Source organism: Motiliproteus coralliicola (genome assembly GCF_003345655.1).
GTDB lineage: Bacteria > Pseudomonadota > Gammaproteobacteria > Pseudomonadales > Balneatricaceae > Motiliproteus > Motiliproteus coralliicola.
On record NZ_QQOH01000002.1, the window covers coordinates 580,619 to 598,682 of the forward strand.

The following is an 18,064-nucleotide window of genomic DNA, read 5'->3' on the forward strand; positions in this document are numbered from 1 at the left end:
GGCCTGCGCTATAGCGCTGGATCAAGCTTTTGCTAATTAAACCTTGGTCACTCGGTTGACCTCTTCGAGGCTGGTAACCCCCTGAATGACTTTTAAGAGTCCTGAGGCTCTGAGGTTGTTTGTCCCCTGACTGGCTGCCAGTTCGGCAATTTCCAACGAGTTGCCGTCATTCATAATCAGTGCAGAAATTTCCGACGTCATTGGCATCACTTCGTAGATACCAACCCGACCTTTATAGCCGCCGACGCAACTATTGCAGCCTACGGGGCTGTACACTGTGATTCCCGCATCAATCTGAGACTGGCTGAATCCCTCTTCTCGTAAGGCAGGTTCTGGGATCTCTACTGGCTGCTTGCAGCTGCTGCAAAGCCGTCGGCCAAGTCGCTGAGCAATAACGAGTGATACTGAAGTAGCGATGTTAAAGGCAGGGACCCCCATGTTACGCAGGCGGGTCAGAGTTTCAGGCGCACTGTTGGTATGCAGGGTCGAGAGCACCATATGGCCAGTCTGGGCAGCCTTGATTGCAATCTCGGCGGTCTCAAGGTCACGGATCTCACCGACCATCACCACATCGGGATCCTGACGTAGGAATGATCGCAATGCCGAAGCAAACGTTAGTCCGACCTTAGGGTTTACATGAACCTGGTTGATGCCTTCCAGGTTGATTTCCACCGGATCCTCGGCGGTGGAAATATTACGCTCGTCGGTGTTGAGAATATTTAGGCCGGTATAAAGAGAAACCGTCTTACCACTACCGGTGGGGCCGGTCACCAGAATCATCCCCTGGGGCTGTTCCAGCGTCTTCAGGTAGCGGTCTTTTTGCTCCGGTTCATAGCCCAGCGCATCGATCCCCATCTGGGCACTGGACGCATCCAGAATACGCAGCACGATCTTTTCCCCCCATAGAGTAGGAAGGGTGTTGACCCGGAAATCGATCGATTTGGTTTTGGATATCTTCATTTTGATCCGGCCATCCTGAGGGATGCGGCGCTCAGAAATATCCATCTGCGACATAACCTTAAGGCGGGCCGCGAGTCGGGGAGTCAGATTAACCGGTGGTTTGGCGACTTCGCGCAGAATGCCGTCGGTACGGAAGCGAATACGGTAAGATTTTTCGTAGGGCTCAAAGTGGATATCCGAAGAGCCAGATTTGATCGCGTCGAGCAGAATCTTGTTGACGAAACGGACGATCGGGGCATCACCAGCACCATCGTCGGTATCGTCACCTTCATCAACACCGTGTTCTTTGATCTCATCAAGTTCGAGGTTTTCCAGGTCGGCATCGTCCAGACCATCCAGTTCAGTGCTTGAATGCTGCTCCATAAACTGATCGATAAACTCGGTCAGTTTGTCTTCTTCGACAACAATCGCTTCGGTTTTGATACCGGTACTGAATTTGATCTGATCCAAGCCTTGAATATTGGTTGGATCTGCAACCGCGACATAGATACGATTATCGCGTTTGATTAGCGGCAGAGCCTGGTGTTTACGGATCAGCTCTTCTGGAACCAGGTCTTGGGGAATGGAGCTGATATCGAACTGATCCAGATCCAGTAATGGGGCGCCAAACTCATCGGCTGCTGCCGTGGCGGCTTTATAGGCACTAACGAGCCGTTCTTGCACGGCGTAGCTGATAAAAGAGATATTTTGCTGGTTAGCCGCATTCAGTGCTTGAGTAGCATTCTCAGAGGACAGGATGCTGTCATTGACCAAACGACGCGCCAGGCCGGTCAGCGGTTGGATAGGTTGTACGCCCATATCTAGTCAAATTTGGAAGTATTGAGTTAAGTCAAAGAGTCACGCGTTAAACCATAGCACTTATGTACTTGCCGGAAAACGCTCCCTATACTCGAAACTACCCAAATAACAGGGAATGGCTAAAAAAAGCCGACATTTAACCGATAACGACTTGTGAGCGCCAATAGCGGCCGCTAAGATCTGGACACTTTGCCCAGGAGTGGGTGGGTATCAAACGTTTAGGAGACGATGCTATGAAAAAGCAACAAACAGGTTTTACCCTGATTGAATTGATGATCGTGGTGGCGATCATCGGTATTCTGGCCGCTATCGCGTTGCCAGCGTATCAAAACTATACCATTCGATCGAAACTCTCTGAGGTGCCTGTCGTCATGGGGGGCATTAAACTAGGCATTCAGGAATATTACCATACTAATGGTTCGTTACCGACTGTCGCAGCATCTATCCCTGGTTGGAGTGCTGACTTGGACGGCTCCAACGTAGGGACTATATCTATGGCTCTGACGGCTTCCTCTGGTATTCAAGGTACACTGGATGTAGAGATTGATTCTAGTAATGCAGCCGCTGATGTAATCACTATGACACCGTCAACAACTAATGGAACTATTAGTTGGGAGATTGCCTGTACGGGTATTGCCACGGATCGCTGTCCGGAACGTTAACGGATAGCTTAGAGTTAAAAAACCGGCCGTTTGGTCGGTTTTTTTTGCTAAGGCATTTTTAGCTCTATGCGAAGTTGCTAGGATGTGCGCTAATCACCTATTCAGATTATTTATTTTTCAGGGCGAGTAATAGTGAACCTTCGTCAACTATCCAAGCAAACAAAAACCACCATTTTCTTTTTGCTTTGTGTAGTGGTTGGTACCTTGGTTTATTTAGTCGAAATCCAAAAGCCTGAATTAACTCAGGCGCAGAAAGCTGAGCTCGACCAATTGATTCTTTCCGAAGCTGCCATCAAGTCCCATGTTTGGAATCACAGCAATCTCTCTATTGGCATAATTAAAGAGCAGATTGCCGATCGTAATGCTTTTGCTCGCTCTTTATGCGAGAAGTTTGATGCGACCGGTGCCAGGGGTGTGGCGATTGATGTGGTTGATGTGTTGAAGTTACAGAAAAGCGGTGGTGAGGATTGGGATGTGATCGGTTATGCACGCTGCCGGGTGAAATAACCGGATAATTACAGGTTGATTAAAAAGGCGACAAGATGTCGCCTTTTTTGAAGAAGTTATAGATGAGTGGGCGTTAGTCGATAAACCGCATCGACAGATCCACCGAGTCACAATCCTTGGTCAGGGTGCCGATGGAGATATAGTCGACGCCGGTTTCGGCATAGCTGAGCAGGGTTTCGCTGGTGATGCCGCCGGAGGCTTCGAGTTTGGCTTTACCGGCGGCCTGTTCGACGGCTAGGCGCATTTCGGCCAGAGAGAAGTTGTCCAGCATGATGATGTCGGCACCGGCTTGAAGTGCCTGCTGAAACTCTTCCAAATTCTCCACCTCAATTTCAACCTGTTTGCCGGGTTCGTTGCGGCGTGCCTGGGCGATCACATTGGCGATGCCGCCACAGGCGGCGATATGGTTTTCTTTGATCAGGAAGGCGTCGTAGAGGCCAATTCGGTGATTGTAACAGCCGCCGCAGGAGACGGCGTATTTCTGAGCATTGCGCAGACCCGGTAGGGTCTTGCGGGTATCCAGTAGTTTGACTTCGGTGGTGCGTACACTCTCGGCGTAGTCGTGGCTGCGGCTGGCGGTGCCGGAGAGAGTCTGAAGGAAGTTCAGCGCGCAGCGCTCGGCGGTCAGCAGCGAGCGGGCTGGACCCTCAGCGCTGAACAGGGGCTGGTTAGGTGCAACCCGGTTGCCGTCGTTGACGTGCCAATGCAGTTTGATGGTCGGGTCGACCTGACGAAAAACTTCGTTGACCCAGTCGCGGCCACAGATGGTGGCTTCGTCACGACTGATCACCTCGGCCTTGGCCATCTGGTTGGCCGGGATTAGAGCTGCAGTGATATCACCACTACCGATATCCTCTTCCAGGGCGCGTTTAACGGTGATTTCCAGATCGACTTTCAGGTGTTCCGGTGCAGACATGGTACTAACTCGTTCAAAATGTCGGTCGGTACGCAGCGAGTTATGGCAGGTGATCACTGCCGGGTCGTTGCGTCGTGAATTGTCTGAGATTTTAACAGATTACCGTCGAGGCGGCAGAGGTTATACTGGCCTTCATTTGCGGATTGGGCGCGACGTCGATGGCTACTAAGAAACTGACTATCGCAGATCACTGGCTGCAGCCGGTATCGCACTGCCCCTCTCCGAACCAAAATGAACGCCCCGGCGCACCGGTCGACCTGTTGGTGATTCATAATATCAGCCTACCGCCGGGGCAGTTTGGCGGCGGCCATGTGCAGGAGTTGTTCACCAACTGTCTGGATCCTAAGGGCGATCCGTTTTTTGCCGAGATCGAAGGGCTGGAAGTTTCCGCCCATGTTTTGATCGAGCGCGATGGCACCATCACACAGTTTGTTCCCTTTGATCGCCGGGCCTGGCATGCGGGAGTGTCCTGCTATCAGGGGCGTGAGGCCTGCAATGATTTCTCTATCGGGATCGAATTAGAAGGCACCGATGATACGCCCTATACCGATGCTCAGTATCAGCGATTGGCAGAGTTGATCAAGCTGCTTCTGGCCAGCTACCCCGATTTGTCAAAAGAGAAGATCGTCGGCCATAGCGATATCGCTCCAGGCCGGAAAACCGATCCGGGCGCATCGTTCGATTGGTCGCGCTTTCACTCTTTAATCGATGTCTGAGCTGATTCTTATCAAGCTAGATGCGGTTGATGATTGCTAGCAAGAATGATTAGCAATTATCATTGCACTCTATCTTTATGTTTTGCCTTTCACACGGATCCGGCTTTTTAGCTTCGGGGCCGATGTAACCGGAGAAGTCATGGCGTCATTACTGGCGGTTGAGCAGATCGAGTGCCGTTACCAGCAACAGGTGGTGGTCAAGCAGCTGAGTTTTGCGGTTGAGCAGGGTGAAGTCACCTGCCTGCTCGGCCCCAGCGGTTGCGGTAAGACGACGGTGCTGCGTGCGATTGCCGGCTTCAATCCGATCTACAATGGTCATCTCAATTTGAGCGGCTGCATTATCTCTACGCCGGAATCCAACGTGCCGCCGGAGCAGCGCAATATCGGCATGGTGTTCCAGGATTATGCATTGTTTCCGCATTTGAGCGTGCGTGACAACATCGCCTTCGGCTTGCGTCAGCTAGGTCGAAATGAGCGTCATCACACCATCGAACATCTACTTAAGCTGGTTGAGCTCAAGGGTATGGCTGACCGTTATCCCCATGAACTCTCCGGCGGCCAGCAGCAGCGAGTGGCCCTGGCTCGGGCGTTGGCGCCGAAGCCGAAGCTGTTATTGATGGATGAGCCTTTCTCAAACCTGGATACCGAGCTGCGTCGTCAGTTATCGGTTGAGGTGCGTGATATCCTTAAAGAGGAGGGGATATCAGCGATCATGGTGACTCACGATCAGGACGAAGCGTTCACCGTGAGTGACAAGCTGGGAATTCTTGCAGACGGCTATCTGCAGCAGTGGGGTTCACCGTTCGAGGTGTACCACCATCCGGCCAACCTCAAGGTGGCTGGTTTTGTCGGCGAAGGCACCTTTGTTCGAGGTCGAGCCTTGGAAGGTGGCTTGGTTGAAACCGATATCGGTCTGGTCAAGGGTAAAGCGACGCAGTGGCACCAGGGCGTGGAGCTGGATGTGTTCTTGCGACCCCATGAGATCGTGCCCGGCTGTGTTGATTGCTCGGTTCAGGGTGAGGTGGTCAAGCGTGAGTTTCTAGGGACATCGACCCTTTATACCTTGCGGCTTCCCAATGGACGCCTGGTCGAGTCTTCCTTCGTCAGTGCGGATCACGACTATCGGTTGGGAGAGCAGGTAGGGCTGCGGGTCGAGACCGACAATCTGGTGGCGTTTCGAACCGCGGTATAAGCAACAGCAAGGCTGGTCGCCAGGATCAGCAGCGCCTTGAGGCGGTGATCGAGCGGCTCAGCAGGATTACTGGAATCAATCCCACCAGTACAATAAGCAGCGCGCTCAGCGCCGACTGCTCGATCATCTCATCCGATGCGTATTGATAGACCTGGGTTGCCAGGGTATCGAAGTTAAACGGCCGCAGGATCAGCGTGGCCGGTAACTCCTTCATGCAGTCGACAAAGACAACCAGTGCGCCGGTTAGAATCCCTCCACGAATCAGCGGCAGGTGGACGCGTAACAGCGTTTGCATGCTGTTGAGCCCCAGTGAGCGTGAGGCCATGTCCATGGTCGGGGTGACCTTGATCAGGCTGGACTCAATCGAGCCGGCGGCGACCGCGAGAAATCTCACCACGTAGGCGAACAGGATGGCGAAGGCAGTACCACTGAGCAGCAACCCGGTGGAGATGTCGAACTGTTCGCGCATAAAGCTATCCAGTCCGTTATCAAAAGCAGCGAATGGGATGATGACCCCGATTGCCAGCACTGCGCCCGGCATGGCATACCCAAGGCCGGAGGCCCGAATGCCGGTTTTCATCAGTTTGCTGTTGCCGTGTAGCCTTGAGCTATAAGCCAGCAATAGCCCGATCAGGCAGCACAGCAGCGCCGCCAGTGCCGACAGCACAAAGCTGTTGGTGGCGATCGTCAGGAAGTCTTCAGTCCAGGACTCGTCAAAGTAGATCACCGCGTAGCGAGCCAGCAGCAGGATTGGCAGCAGGAAGCCTGCGACAAAAGGCAGTCCGCAGATTAGCAGGGCGCCGGCTGCGCGCCAGCCGCTCAATTGATAGGTATCGAGGTTGCCATAACGATCGGCGCCGCTGAACTGCTTCTGTCGGGAGCGGCTGATCCGTTCGATGCTGATAAGAATCACGACAAAGATCAGCATCATGCTGGCGATCTGGGCCGCGCCGCCCAGATTACCCATGTTCAGCCAGGTGTCGTAGATCCCCGCGCTCAGGCTTTTTACCGCAAAGTAATCCACCGTGCCGAAATCGTTCAGGGTTTCCATCGATACCAGTGAAAGGCCTACAGCAATACCGGGGCGTGCGATCGGCAAGGATACCCGGAAGAAACTCTGCCAGGCATTGCAGCCCAGGGTGCGGCTGGCGGCCTGGATGTTGGCGGACTGCTCCAGGAAGGCGGCGCGAGCCATCATGTAGACATAGGGATAGAGCACCAGCGACAGCATCAAGATAGCGCCGCCAAGGGTACGGATATCCGGGAACCAGTAATCCCGAGCATTGCGCCAATCGAACCAATCCCGTAGCGCCATCTGTACCGGGCCGGCGTACTCAAGCAGATCGGTATAGACGTAGGCGATCACGTAGGCAGGGATCGCAAAGGGCAGCAGTAGCGCCCATTCAAACAGTCGGCTGCCGGGGAAGCGGCACATGGTCACCAACCAGGCAGTACTGACACCGATAACAATCGACAAACCGCCGACGCCCGCCAGCAATAGTAGGGTGGTTTCAATGTAATGGGGTAGAACGGTATCGGCCAGGTGGCTCCAGATATTCTCTTCCGGGAAAAGCGAGATCCAGAAGATGGAGGCAACCGGTAAGCAGACCAGGACTGCAATGAGTAGTGAACCGAAAAGCCAACGCAGGCCCTTGTTGGAGCTTCGCTGGGGTTGGGAGGGGGTAATCGATTCGATTGTACTGGTCATTCAAAGGCCAAAAACTAAAAAAGGGCGGCACCTGGCCGCCCTCCAGAAACGATCAGAGATTATCAGTGATCGTACTGTACCTTATCAACCAGTTTGGCTGCCTTGGTACGATTTTCTGCGACAGTAGACAGGCTCAGCTTGTCAGCTTTGAAATCGCTCATGTGCTCTTTGACCAGACCGGACAGCGGGGTGCCGGGCTTGACCGGGAACTCGTAGTTAACCTGAGCGTACATTTCCTGACCCTGAGTGCTGCTGAGGAACTCCATCAGTTTAATGGCGTTGTCACGGTTCGGGGCGTACTTGGTGACGGCTGCACCGGTGATGTTCATGTGCGCGCCGCGGTCATCCTGGTTCGGGAATACCAGGTTGACGGAGTTGGCCCAGTCGACCTGCTCCGGGTTCTTTTTGTTGTGCAGCATCTTACCGAAGTAGTAGGTGTTGCCGATCGCCAGGTCGCAGACGCCTTCGTACACAGCCTTAACCTGGGCACGGTCGTTACCTTGCGGCTTACGGGCCAGGTTGTCTTTCACGCCGGCCAGCCATTTCTCGGCTTCTGCTTCACCGTGGTGGGCGATCATGGAGCCGAACAGAGACAGGTTGTAGGAGTGCTTGCCGCTGCGGGTGCAGATGCGACCTTTCCACTTCGGATCAGCCAGATCTTCGTAGCTCTTCAGCTCGCCCGGCTTAACGCGATCCTTGGAGGCGTAAACGATGCGTGAACGGGCGGTCAGTGCGTACCAGTTGTCGTTCGGATCACGGTACTGTTCCGGGATGTTGGCATCCAGAACTTCGCTCTGGACCGGCTGGGCCAGGCCTTGGTTAACGGCGTGGATCAGGTTGCCGGTATCGGCGGTCAGCAGCAGGTCAGCCTTGCTGTTTTTGCCTTCGTTTTTCAGGCGCTCGACCAGGCCTTTCTTGGCAAAAACCACGTTGGTCTTGATGCCAGTCTCGGCGGTGAAGGCTTCCAGCATCGGCTTGATCAGGAACGCCTGGCGGAAGGAGTAGATGTTGACTTCTTCAGCGGCCTGGGTCGGCATGGCAGCAGCAGCGATGGGAAGGATGGCTAGAGCAGCAAGTTTCTTCATTGTATTAAGACTCACTAATTAAACGGAAATGTAATGCGAAGAATTCTCGTTACACTGGAAATAAAAGTCAATCTTATTTTCAATAACTTTAGTGTTGGTTTGATGCTGCCTATGAGAAAGATCAATTCTGAGTGCAGAGGTTGGCTGTTCGCGGTAGAAACAAGCTTGCCCGGTTGGAAGAGAGAAGCGCAAAGGTAGAGCCGGCTTTGAGAAGCGATTAGAACAACCGGGCACAAGCGGCGACGATAGCGGCTTCAACCCGCAAAATCCGCTGGCCCAGGTCGATCGCCTGAAAACCGCTATCGGCCAGTTTATCGATCTCGTAGGGGATAAAGCCGCCCTCCGGGCCGATGGCCAACACAGTCGGCTGTGTCAGTCCGCGCGGGCAGGGCTGGGCATGGTAGGGATGGGCTACCAAGTTTGTCTTGCCTTGGCAGATTGAGGGCAGTTCATCCTCGACAAAGGGTTTGAAGCGTTTGCGCAGCTGCACTTTGGGCAGCTGGGTCGCCATGCCTTGCTCCAGCCCAAGAATCAGGTGTTCACGGATCTTTTCTTCAGTGAGGAACGGGGTTTGCCAATAACTTTTCTCGACCCGATAGCTGTTGATCAGGATCAGCTCCTGCACACCGAGGGTGGCGCAACTCTGGAAGATCCGCTTTAGCATTTTGGGGCGAGGTAATGCTAGCAGCAGGGTTAGCGGCAATTGAGGTGGTGGCGATTGATCGAGCTGAACGTCCAGTTCCAGCTGTGAACTGCTTAGTTGGATGATTCTGCCCTGCCCAATCAGGCCGTCGATCAGACCAACCTTGAGACTGTCGCCGACTTGGGCGCGATGGACGCTCAGTACGTGCTGAAGACGACGGTCATTGATACGGGCCCGAGCGCTGTCGAGAAAATCTTCGGGTTGGAGTAGTAGCAGATTCATGGGCCGCGATGCTAGACCTAACCGGGCGGCAGGTCTAGTCCCGCGGTAAGGGATGGGGAGAAGAGCCCGCTGTGCGGGCTCGGCAATGTCAGTCGTTGATCATAAAGATGACCAAACGTTTGGGGCCGTGGGCACCCATCTGCAGACGTTGCTCGATATCGGCGCTGCGGGATGGACCGGTGATCATGTTGACCGTTCTTGGCCAGTTCTCTCCCACGGTCTCACGCAGTTGCTGCCACGCCTGTTCGTAGAATCCGACGATCTGGCTTTGGCGCAGCGCCACCAGATGAATGTCGGTCAGGAAGTTCATCGTGGTTGGGCTGTTGGGGCCCGAATGCAGCATCAGGGTGCCGGTTTCGGCGATACCGGCGAAGCTCAGAGTCAGGCTGATCGGGTCACCAGCCTGGACTGGGCGCGACTCCACCTTAATACCTTCCAGCGGACCCCAGTCCAGCGCTTCCAGCGCAGCATCACTGCCGCGAAGCAGCTGCTTGAGCTGGTTTTGCTGCAGGAAGTCGGCAACGGCGATGGGTAGCTTTTCCAGTGAATCGATATCGATCAGCTCGGCGGCCGCTTCTTCGGCCATCGAGCGGAATAGGGCTACCTGGCCTTCGGCATCAAGCTGGCCGCGGGCCGGAATCGTATGCCGGGGATGTTGGCCAATTCGTTCGCGCAGTTGGGTCTGGGCTTGCTGGCTCAGCTCACCCCGACCGAGGCCACGGCGGATATTGCCAAGAATCTGATCGCGTGCGTTCTGGCTCATTGCTGGCCTCCTTTATGCTGCTTGTTGCCCTGTTCTTTTTTCCATTGATCCATAAAGGTACCGCCCTGGGGGGCGGGAAGATCGCGCCAGGCGGTCCAGCCGTTCTTCAGTGGCAAGGACTTCAGTCGGCCCTTCTTACCGGATAGGGTTTTCAGCGATAGTGAGCTGAGCTTCGCTAGCCAGCGGTAAAGCTTGGGCCGGCGAGCGAACTGAGACCAGACGCCCAGACCGAAGCGAAAGCCGGTGGGCGACAGGTGTTTTTCAAACTCCCGCTCGCGCCAGTGGCGCATCATCTTCGGCAAAGGAATACGCACCGGGCAGACCGATTCGCAGGTGCCGCAGAAGGTGGAGGCGTTGGGTAGGTGGCCGGCCTTGTCGATGCCGATCAATTTGGGGGTCAACACCGAACCCATCGGGCCGGGGTAGACCCAGCCGTAGGCGTGTCCACCGACGGAGCCGTACACCGGGCAGTGGTTCATACAGGCGGAGCAGCGGATGCAGCGCAGCATGTCCTGGAAATCGGTACCGACCATCTCGCTGCGACCGTTGTCGAGCAGTACCACGTGGAATTCGTCTGGACCGTCTTGGTCCTCTTCGCGGCGCGGGCCGGTGGACAGGGTGTTGTAGACCGTGAACTCCTGGCCGGTTGCGGAGCGAGCCAGCAGGCGCAGGTAGAGGGTCATATCCTCCAGCGTCGGTACCACCTTGTCGATGGTGGTGATGACCACGTGAACCTTCGGCAGGGTCTGGGTCAGGTCGCCGTTGCCCTCGTTGGTGACGATGATGGTGCTGCCGGTTTCGGCGACACAGAAATTAGCGCCGGTGATGCCCACATCGGCACCGACGAACTGCTTGCGCAGCATTTCGCGGGCTTCCTGCATCAGAGCGGCTGGGTCGTCGGTGCGCTCGGTGCCATGCTTCTTCGAGAAGATATCGCTGACATCGTCGAGATTCAGGTGAATTGCCGGGGCGATGATGTGGCTGGGGTGATCCTCGCGCAGCTGCAGGATGTATTCGCCCAGGTCTGTCTCGACCGGTTGAACGCCGTTCTCCTCCAGGTAGTCGTTCAAGGCGATCTCTTCAGATACCATCGACTTACCCTTGGTGACGGTCTTGGCGTCAGCGCTCTGGCAGATCTTTAGAATCGCTTCACGAGCCTGTTGGCCGTCACGGGCCCAGTGAACCTGGCCGCCATGTTTGGTCACGTTGGTTTCAAACTGCTCCAGATAGTAATCCAGATGTTCGATGGTGTGATTTTTCAGGTCGCGGGCTTGGTCGCGCAACGTTTCGAACTCGGGCATTCGAGCCACGGCGGCGGCGCGCTTTTGCGGGAAACCGTCACGCAGGTTTCCAAGGGCTTTCTGCAGCGATACATCTTCCAGTGCGATGCGGGAGCTGGCTTTAAATTCGGGGGTTTTAATCTCCATGCTTAAGCCTCCTGCGCCAGTTCGTAGTTGAACTCTTCAACACTCTGGCCGATGGCCGGGGTGTCGGTCATGCCGGCCAGTACTTCGACCACGTGGCGTACCTCAAGCTTTTCGCCTTCGCGCTTGAGCTTGCCGGCCATGTTCAGCAGGCAACCCAGGTCGCCGCCGAGCAGGACATCGGCCTTGGTGGCAGTCGCGTTCTTGGTCTTGTTGCCGACCATGCGGTTGGAGATATCCGGGTATTTGATGCAGAAGGTGCCACCAAAGCCACAGCAGGTTTCGGCCTCTTCCATCTCTTCGATCTCGACGCCGTCAACCTTGCCCAGCAGATGGCGTGGCTGCTTTTTAATACCCAGTTCCCGCAGACCGGCACAGGAGTCATGGTAGGTCACTTTCTTGGAGTAACTTTCCAGGCTCAGATCGGCACCAATCACATCGGTCAGGAACGAGGTGATCTCGAAAGCGCGTGCGGCCAGGTCGAGAGCACGGCTGTGATAGGGATCAGTCTTATCAAACAGCTGTGGGTATTCGTGCAGCATGCCGATGCAGGAACCGGAAGGGCCGACGACATACTCGTAACCGTCGAAGCTGTCGATGACCCCGCGGGCGATTTCGGCGGTAGAGCGGCGATCGCCGGAGTTGTAGGTTGGTTGACCACAGCAGGTTTGGGTATCAGGAACTTCGACCCGGCAGCCGGCCATTTCAAGCAGCTTAACGGTGGCAAAGCCTACGCTGGGGCGGAACATATCAACCAGGCAGGTGACGAACAGACCCACTTGCGGCGCGCGGCCTGTGGGAGAGTTTGGGGTTGCAGTCATGGTGTTTATCCGACGGTCACTGGGGCTTGTGCCCTCGTTATTAGTTGAGGCTACTTTATCCTGTCATTGTTTAGGCGCTAAACTAATTGCTGCAACTGGTCTGACCAAGTGAATTTGGCCAGCAGGAGTCGCGAAACGGGATGGCAAGCGTATGAGTGATCAGCAGTATAGCCCGCTCCGAGTGGAACGGTCTCGAGCAGAACGGCAGTCTCGAACAGGGTCGTCGCCCAGGGTGGTTAAGGAGCGGCTGCCGGGACGGGCCAAGCAGCTGGCTGAGGGTCTCAAACAAGCGATCATCGAGGGAGATATTCGCCCGGGGGCCAAGTTGGAGTCTGAGCGGGTTCTGGGGCAGCGTTTTCAGGCGTCCCGAGCCACGGTCCGAGAGGCGATCAGCGAGCTGCGCGGTGCTGGATTGGTGCAAACCCATCATGGAGGAGGAAGCCGTTGCTTAAACCTGTTGGAGCCCTACTTCCAGGACGATAACGAAGCTATCTCCGAACCGGGCTTGGCGTTGCAGCAGCAGGTGCTGGAGATGCGTGAAATGCTGGAAGGGGAGGCTGCCTATTACTGTGCTACCCGAGCCAGCGATGAGGAGTTGGAGGCGCTGGCGCAGGAATATGCCCGGATGGGGCAAAGTAATGCGGGTGCTAACACGCTACGTCAAGCCAAGGTGGATCTGGGCTTTCATATGCGGATTGCCGAGCAGAGTCACCACCTGCTGGTGCTGTCGTTGAGTCAGCTGCTCTATACCCGTTACTTCAATGCGATCTATGGCGTGCTGTCGCAGACTTTCAAGAAGAAAGGGCGCTATCCGGAGCATATCGGCGCCCAGCATCGACATATATTTCAAGCGATTATGGATCGGGATGCCGATGCTGCCCGGCAAGCGGCGCGGGAACATATCGCCTATACCCGCGGGCTGTTGCTTTCGTAACTTGGTATCTGCCGGATGGCTGAGAAATTGTCCGGATAGACTGTTTAACCCATTTCGTGGCTGCTAGAATGCTGCGCTTGTTTGCGCCCGGTCCATCGTAAGAGTTCATCCGGGCGTCTGCCTTTATGGAAAACTGTTTCTAAAAACATCAATTCATGTGGCCTTTGGTAGGGGTCACCACTGGAAAGGATTTAACATGCCTGTAATCACCCTTCCTGACGGAAGTACCCGTCAATTTGATCAAGCCGTTTCTGTTCACGATGTCGCCGCCTCCATTGGTGCGGGCCTGGCCAAGGCTGCGTTAGCCGGTCGGGTAAACGGTGACATGGTCGACACCAGCTATGTGATTGAAGCCGATGCGGAGCTATCGATCATCACCGCTCGTGACGACGATGGTTTGGAAGTGATTCGTCACTCTTGTGCTCACTTGATGGCAATGGCAGTTCAAGCGCTGTTTCCTGGTGCGCAAGTGACCATCGGTCCGGTAATCGAAGATGGCTTCTACTATGACTTTGCCTACGAGCGCCCGTTTACGCCGGAAGATCTGACCAAGATCGAGAAGAAAATGGCTGAGCTGGCCAAGCAGAATCTGCCGGTCACTCGTTCGCTGATGAGTCGCGACGAAGCCACCAAGATGTTCGACGAGATGGGTGAGGCGTACAAGGTTGAGCTGCTCAAGGCGGTTCCCGATGCGGAAGATCTGTCGTTCTATTCGCAAGGTGACTTTATCGATCTGTGTCGTGGTCCTCACGTACCGTCAACCGGTCACATCAAAGCGTTCAAGTTGATGAAGGTGGCGGGCGCCTACTGGCGTGGTGACTCCAACAACGAAATGCTGCAGCGGATCTACGGCACCGCCTGGGGTGATAAGAAGGCTCTTAAGGCCTACCTGTTCCGTCTGGAAGAAGCCGAGAAGCGCGATCACCGTAAGCTGGGCAAACAGTTGGACCTGTTCCACCTGCAGGAAGAAGCGCCGGGGATGATTTTCTGGCATCCGAACGGTTGGACCATTTACCAGCAGATCGAAAGCTACATGCGTAAGCAGCTGCGTTTGAACGGCTATCAGGAAGTGAAAACTCCACAGGTAATCGAGCGCACGCTGTGGGAGAAGTCTGGCCACTGGGACAAGTTCTCCGAAGAGATGTTTACCACCAGCTCTGAAAGCCGCGATTACGCCATCAAGCCGATGAACTGTCCGGGCCACGTGCAGGTGTTTAACCAGGGGCTGCGCTCCTACCGTGATCTGCCGTTGCGTTTAGCTGAGTTTGGTTGTTGTCACCGTAATGAGCCGTCCGGCGCGCTACACGGCATCATGCGGGTTCGTGGCTTTGTTCAGGACGATGCGCATATCTTCTGTGCTGAAGATGCCATCCAGGAAGAAGTAGCGCAGTTTATCGACTTCCTGCACAAGGTATACGATGACTTCGGCTTCACCGAGATCCAGTACAAGCTCTCTACTCGTCCTGAAAAACGAGTCGGTAGCGATGAGGTTTGGGACAAGGCAGAGCAGGCGCTGACCGATGCGTTGAACAATGCCGGTCTTGAATGGGAACTGTTGCCGGGCGAAGGGGCCTTCTACGGCCCTAAGATCGAGTTCTCGCTGAAGGATTGTCTGGGCCGGGTATGGCAATGCGGCACCGTTCAGGTCGACTTCTCGATGCCGGGCCGTCTGGATGCACAGTTCGTTAATGAGGCAGGCGAGCGTGAAACGCCGGTGATGTTGCACCGTGCGATTCTGGGATCGTTTGAGCGCTTTATCGGGATACTGATTGAAAACTTTGCCGGTGCGATGCCGACCTGGTTGGCGCCGACTCAAGCGGTAATTCTAAATATCACCGACAATCAGGCCGAATTCTGTAAAGAAATCGAGAAAACCCTAGAAGATCGTGGATTTAGAGCCCAAGCGGACTTGAGAAACGAAAAGATCGGCTTTAAAATCCGCGAGCACACAATTCAGAAGGTTCCTTATCAGCTCGTCGTGGGCGATAAGGAAGTCGAATCTAAGAGCGTGACCGTACGTTTGAGAACCGGAGAAGATCTCGGTTCGATGAGCATCGAAGAGTTTGTCCAGACACTGGAACAGGATGTCGCACGTAAAGGTCGGGCTGTAGCGGAGAGCTAAAAGATTAAAAGAGGAAGCAGCAAGGGCGCGAGCAAGAAGGCCATCATCAATGAAGCGATTGAGGCCCGTGAAGTTCGCCTGGTAGGCGCCGAAAGTGAGCAGCTGGGGATTGTTACCCTGGAAGAAGCGCTCCAGCAGGCACAAACAGCATCACTGGATCTTGTACTGATCGCGCCCGATGCGCAGCCGCCAGTCTGTAAATTGATGGACTACGGCAAGCATGTTTTTGAACTGAAGAAGCAGAAAGCGGCTCAGAAAAAGAAGCAGAAGCAGACTCAGATCAAAGAGATGAAGTTCCGTCCAGGAACTGAAGAGGGGGATTATCAGGTAAAACTACGCAACCTGGTACGTTTCCTAGAAGCGGGAGATAAGGCCAAAGTGTCTTTGCGTTTCCGTGGTCGTGAGATGGCCCACCAGGAGTTGGGTATGCAGCTATTGAAGCGGGTCGAAGCCGACCTCGAAGAGCTGGGTACCGTTGAACAACATCCGAAGATGGAAGGCCGTCAGATGATCATGGTCATCGCCCCGAAAAAGAAGAAGTAACCCGTCTTCATAGCAAGTCCGCATCGTCGCTGTTCGCAGTGACGTAGCGGGCTTTTGCCGTTTCGGTCTGACCGAAACGGGGTTGAAGGGTCTGGGGTTATATAGAAATTAACGAATGCGTGGAGTTTTTTGTTATGCCTAAAATGAAAAAGTGCAGCGGTGCAGCTAAGCGTTTTAAAGCGACCGCTAACGGCTTCAAGCGGAAGTCTTCCCACACTAGCCACATCCTGACCAAGAAGAGCACCAAGCGTAAGCGCCACCTGCGTGGCACTTCAGAAGTTCACGCTTCTGACGTCGCTCTGGTTAAGCGCATGTTGCGCCAGTCTTAATCTGGTTATTGATAAGTTAGTTAGAAGGAAGGAATTATGGCTCGCGTAAAACGTGGTGTTATCGCTCGTCGTCGTCACAAGAAAATTCTCAAGCAGGCTAAAGGTTACTACGGTGCCCGTAGCCGTGTATTTCGTGTTGCCAAACAGGCAGTTATCAAAGCAGGTCAGTACGCTTACCGCGACCGTCGTCAGCGCAAGCGTCAGTTCCGTGCTCTGTGGATTGCCCGTATCAACGCCGCAGCACGTATCAACGGTCTGTCCTACAGCCGCCTGATCGCCGGTCTCAAGAAAGCTTCTATCGAGATCGACCGTAAGGTTCTGGCTGACCTGGCCGTACACGAGAAAGAGGCCTTTAGTGCGATCGTTGAAAAAGCCAAGGGTGCCCTGGCCTAATCAACAGCGATCAGCATTGAATCGCTCAGTGACTTGTTAGTCACTGTTTTGAATAGGGGAAGGGTGAAAATCCTTCCCCTGTTTTTGTTTTAAGAGACACAAAGTTACGTCACCTGCAAAAGCAGAGTGAGCAACAACAGATTCAGGTTGTGCCCCGCGTCGTCGTGCTGGGTGCAACCACAATGGGGCATGCAATGCCCACGGTAGTCGGAACCGAAGATGGAAAACCTAGATAGCCTGTTGGCCCAGGGTAAAGAGGCCGTAGAGAACGCCACCGATGCACAGCAACTGGATCAGGTGCGGGTGCAGTTTCTGGGCAAAAAGGGCGAACTGACCCAGCTGCTTAAAGGGCTGGGTAAGCTCAGTGCCGAAGAGCGGCCGCAGGCGGGCGCCAAGATCAATGAAGCCAAACAGCAGCTGTCCGAGCAGATCAATGCTCGCAAGGCGGCGATGGAAGCCGAAGCGCTGAATGCCAAGCTGGCTTCGGAAACCATCGATGTGACGCTGCCTGGACGCGGCCAGCAAAGTGGCGGTTTGCATCCGGTAACTCGCACCATGGAGCGGATCGAACGCTTCTTCGCTGGGGTCGGCTACGGCGTTGAACAGGGTCCGGAAATCGAAGATGACTTCCATAACTTCGAAGCGCTGAATATCCCGGCGCACCACCCGGCGCGGGCGATGCACGATACCTTCTATTTCGACGCCCATACGCTGTTGCGGACTCATACGTCACCGGTACAGATCCGCACCATGGAGCAGCAGGAACCGCCGATCCGGGTTATCTGTCCGGGACGGGTTTACCGTTGCGACTCCGACTTGACCCACACTCCGATGTTCCACCAAGTGGAAGGTCTGCTGGTTGATACCGACGTCAGCTTTGCCGACCTGAAAGGAACCGTCGAAGAGTTTCTGCGTGAGTTCTTTGAAGAGGATCTGGCGGTACGTTTCCGTCCCTCGTATTTCCCGTTCACCGAGCCCTCTGCTGAGGTCGATATCGCCTGTGTAATGTGTAACGGCGAAGGTTGTCGTGTTTGTAGCCACACCGGCTGGCTCGAGGTAATGGGTTGCGGCATGGTCCACCCGAAGGTGTTTGAATCCTGCAACGTCGACACCGAAACCTACAGCGGTTTTGCCTTTGGCATGGGTGTTGAGCGCTTGGCGATGCTGCGCTACGGCGTCAATGACCTGCGCTTGTTCTTCGAGAACGATCTGCGTTTCCTGCAGCAGTTCAAGTAAATCGAATCAGGATTAACCAGCGGGCTGTCC

The 18,064-nt window shown here is 54.9% G+C and carries 18 protein-coding genes; 10 read left to right on the forward strand and 8 right to left on the reverse strand.

All coding sequences use genetic code 11. The annotated features are described in order from the left end of the window. Positions 1-36: 36 nt before the first annotated feature. Positions 37-1,758, reverse strand: coding sequence for a type IV-A pilus assembly ATPase PilB (gene pilB / locus DV711_RS09545; RefSeq protein WP_114695439.1), 1,722 nt, complete (start codon positions 1,756-1,758; stop codon positions 37-39). Positions 1,759-1,991: 233 nt separating this feature from the next. Between pilB and DV711_RS09550 the strand changes: the two genes are divergently transcribed. Beyond that, positions 1,992-2,420 (forward strand): pilin, encoded by a 429-nt coding sequence (locus DV711_RS09550; protein ID WP_114695440.1) that lies wholly within the window; start codon positions 1,992-1,994, stop codon positions 2,418-2,420. A gap of 132 nt (positions 2,421-2,552) precedes the next feature. Continuing rightward, a complete protein-coding gene (locus DV711_RS09555) occupies positions 2,553-2,927 on the forward strand; it encodes a hypothetical protein (RefSeq protein ID WP_133297435.1) in 375 nt (124 codons plus the stop codon). 73 nt (positions 2,928-3,000) lie between these two features. On the opposite strand, the gene nadC is transcribed toward DV711_RS09555, so the two are convergent. Then, positions 3,001-3,843 (reverse strand): carboxylating nicotinate-nucleotide diphosphorylase, encoded by an 843-nt coding sequence (nadC, locus tag DV711_RS09560; protein ID WP_114695442.1) that lies wholly within the window; start codon positions 3,841-3,843, stop codon positions 3,001-3,003. A gap of 158 nt (positions 3,844-4,001) precedes the next feature. On the opposite strand from nadC, the gene ampD reads away from it, so the two are divergent. Together ampD and DV711_RS09570 are read left to right on the forward strand one after the other, a co-directional pair. Continuing rightward, the gene (gene ampD, locus DV711_RS09565; protein WP_114695443.1) at positions 4,002-4,559 is read left to right on the forward strand and encodes a 1,6-anhydro-N-acetylmuramyl-L-alanine amidase AmpD; all 558 of its coding nucleotides are present in this window, start codon (positions 4,002-4,004) and stop codon (positions 4,557-4,559) included. Positions 4,560-4,698: 139 nt separating this feature from the next. Then, positions 4,699-5,751, forward strand: coding sequence for an ABC transporter ATP-binding protein (locus tag DV711_RS09570; RefSeq protein ID WP_114695444.1), 1,053 nt, complete (start codon positions 4,699-4,701; stop codon positions 5,749-5,751). A 25-nt stretch (positions 5,752-5,776) separates the two neighbouring features. Here DV711_RS09570 and DV711_RS09575 read toward each other — a convergent pair whose 3' ends face one another. The 6 genes from DV711_RS09575 to DV711_RS09600 all read right to left on the reverse strand — a co-directional run bounded on the left by DV711_RS09575 (position 5,777) and on the right by DV711_RS09600 (position 12,477). Then, positions 5,777-7,459 carry an ABC transporter permease gene (locus tag DV711_RS09575; RefSeq protein WP_114695445.1) on the reverse strand — a complete coding sequence of 561 codons (1,683 nt, stop codon included), beginning with the start codon at positions 7,457-7,459 and terminating at the stop codon, positions 5,777-5,779. A gap of 62 nt (positions 7,460-7,521) precedes the next feature. Continuing rightward, entirely contained in the window at positions 7,522-8,544 is a 1,023-nt protein-coding gene (locus DV711_RS09580; protein ID WP_114695446.1) for a Fe(3+) ABC transporter substrate-binding protein, read from the reverse strand. A 217-nt stretch (positions 8,545-8,761) separates the two neighbouring features. Then, a complete protein-coding gene (locus DV711_RS09585; protein WP_114695447.1) occupies positions 8,762-9,469 on the reverse strand; it encodes a 16S rRNA (uracil(1498)-N(3))-methyltransferase in 708 nt (235 codons plus the stop codon). Between the two features lie 88 nt (positions 9,470-9,557). Next, positions 9,558-10,232, reverse strand: a complete 675-nt coding sequence (locus DV711_RS09590) for a LutC/YkgG family protein (RefSeq protein WP_114695448.1) — start codon at positions 10,230-10,232, stop codon at positions 9,558-9,560. Beyond that, positions 10,229-11,659, reverse strand: a complete 1,431-nt coding sequence (locus tag DV711_RS09595; protein WP_114695449.1) for a LutB/LldF family L-lactate oxidation iron-sulfur protein — start codon at positions 11,657-11,659, stop codon at positions 10,229-10,231. Before DV711_RS09595 ends, DV711_RS09590 begins: the two co-directional genes overlap by 4 nt. 2 nt (positions 11,660-11,661) lie before the next feature. Further along, a complete protein-coding gene (locus DV711_RS09600) occupies positions 11,662-12,477 on the reverse strand; it encodes a (Fe-S)-binding protein (protein ID WP_114695450.1) in 816 nt (271 codons plus the stop codon). Positions 12,478-12,628: 151 nt separating this feature from the next. On the opposite strand from DV711_RS09600, the gene DV711_RS09605 reads away from it, so the two are divergent. The 6 genes from DV711_RS09605 (at position 12,629) to pheS (ending at position 18,034) form a co-directional block, all read left to right on the forward strand. After that, positions 12,629-13,411, forward strand: coding sequence for a FadR/GntR family transcriptional regulator (locus tag DV711_RS09605; protein ID WP_114695451.1), 783 nt, complete (start codon positions 12,629-12,631; stop codon positions 13,409-13,411). Between the two features lie 196 nt (positions 13,412-13,607). Next, complete coding sequence (gene thrS, locus DV711_RS09610) at positions 13,608-15,533, forward strand: threonine--tRNA ligase (protein WP_114695452.1); 1,926 nt, start codon at positions 13,608-13,610, stop codon at positions 15,531-15,533. A 42-nt stretch (positions 15,534-15,575) separates the two neighbouring features. Beyond that, positions 15,576-16,076, forward strand: coding sequence for a translation initiation factor IF-3 (infC, locus tag DV711_RS09615; protein ID WP_207802613.1), 501 nt, complete (start codon positions 15,576-15,578; stop codon positions 16,074-16,076). 134 nt (positions 16,077-16,210) lie between these two features. Further along, positions 16,211-16,405, forward strand: coding sequence for a 50S ribosomal protein L35 (rpmI, locus tag DV711_RS09620; protein ID WP_114695454.1), 195 nt, complete (start codon positions 16,211-16,213; stop codon positions 16,403-16,405). 36 nt (positions 16,406-16,441) lie between these two features. Further along, positions 16,442-16,798: a 50S ribosomal protein L20 gene (gene rplT / locus DV711_RS09625; protein ID WP_114695455.1), complete on the forward strand. Its 357-nt coding sequence runs from the start codon at positions 16,442-16,444 to the stop codon at positions 16,796-16,798. Positions 16,799-17,017: 219 nt separating this feature from the next. Beyond that, entirely contained in the window at positions 17,018-18,034 is a 1,017-nt protein-coding gene (pheS, locus tag DV711_RS09630; protein WP_114695456.1) for a phenylalanine--tRNA ligase subunit alpha, read from the forward strand. The last annotated feature ends 30 nt before the right edge of the window (positions 18,035-18,064 follow it).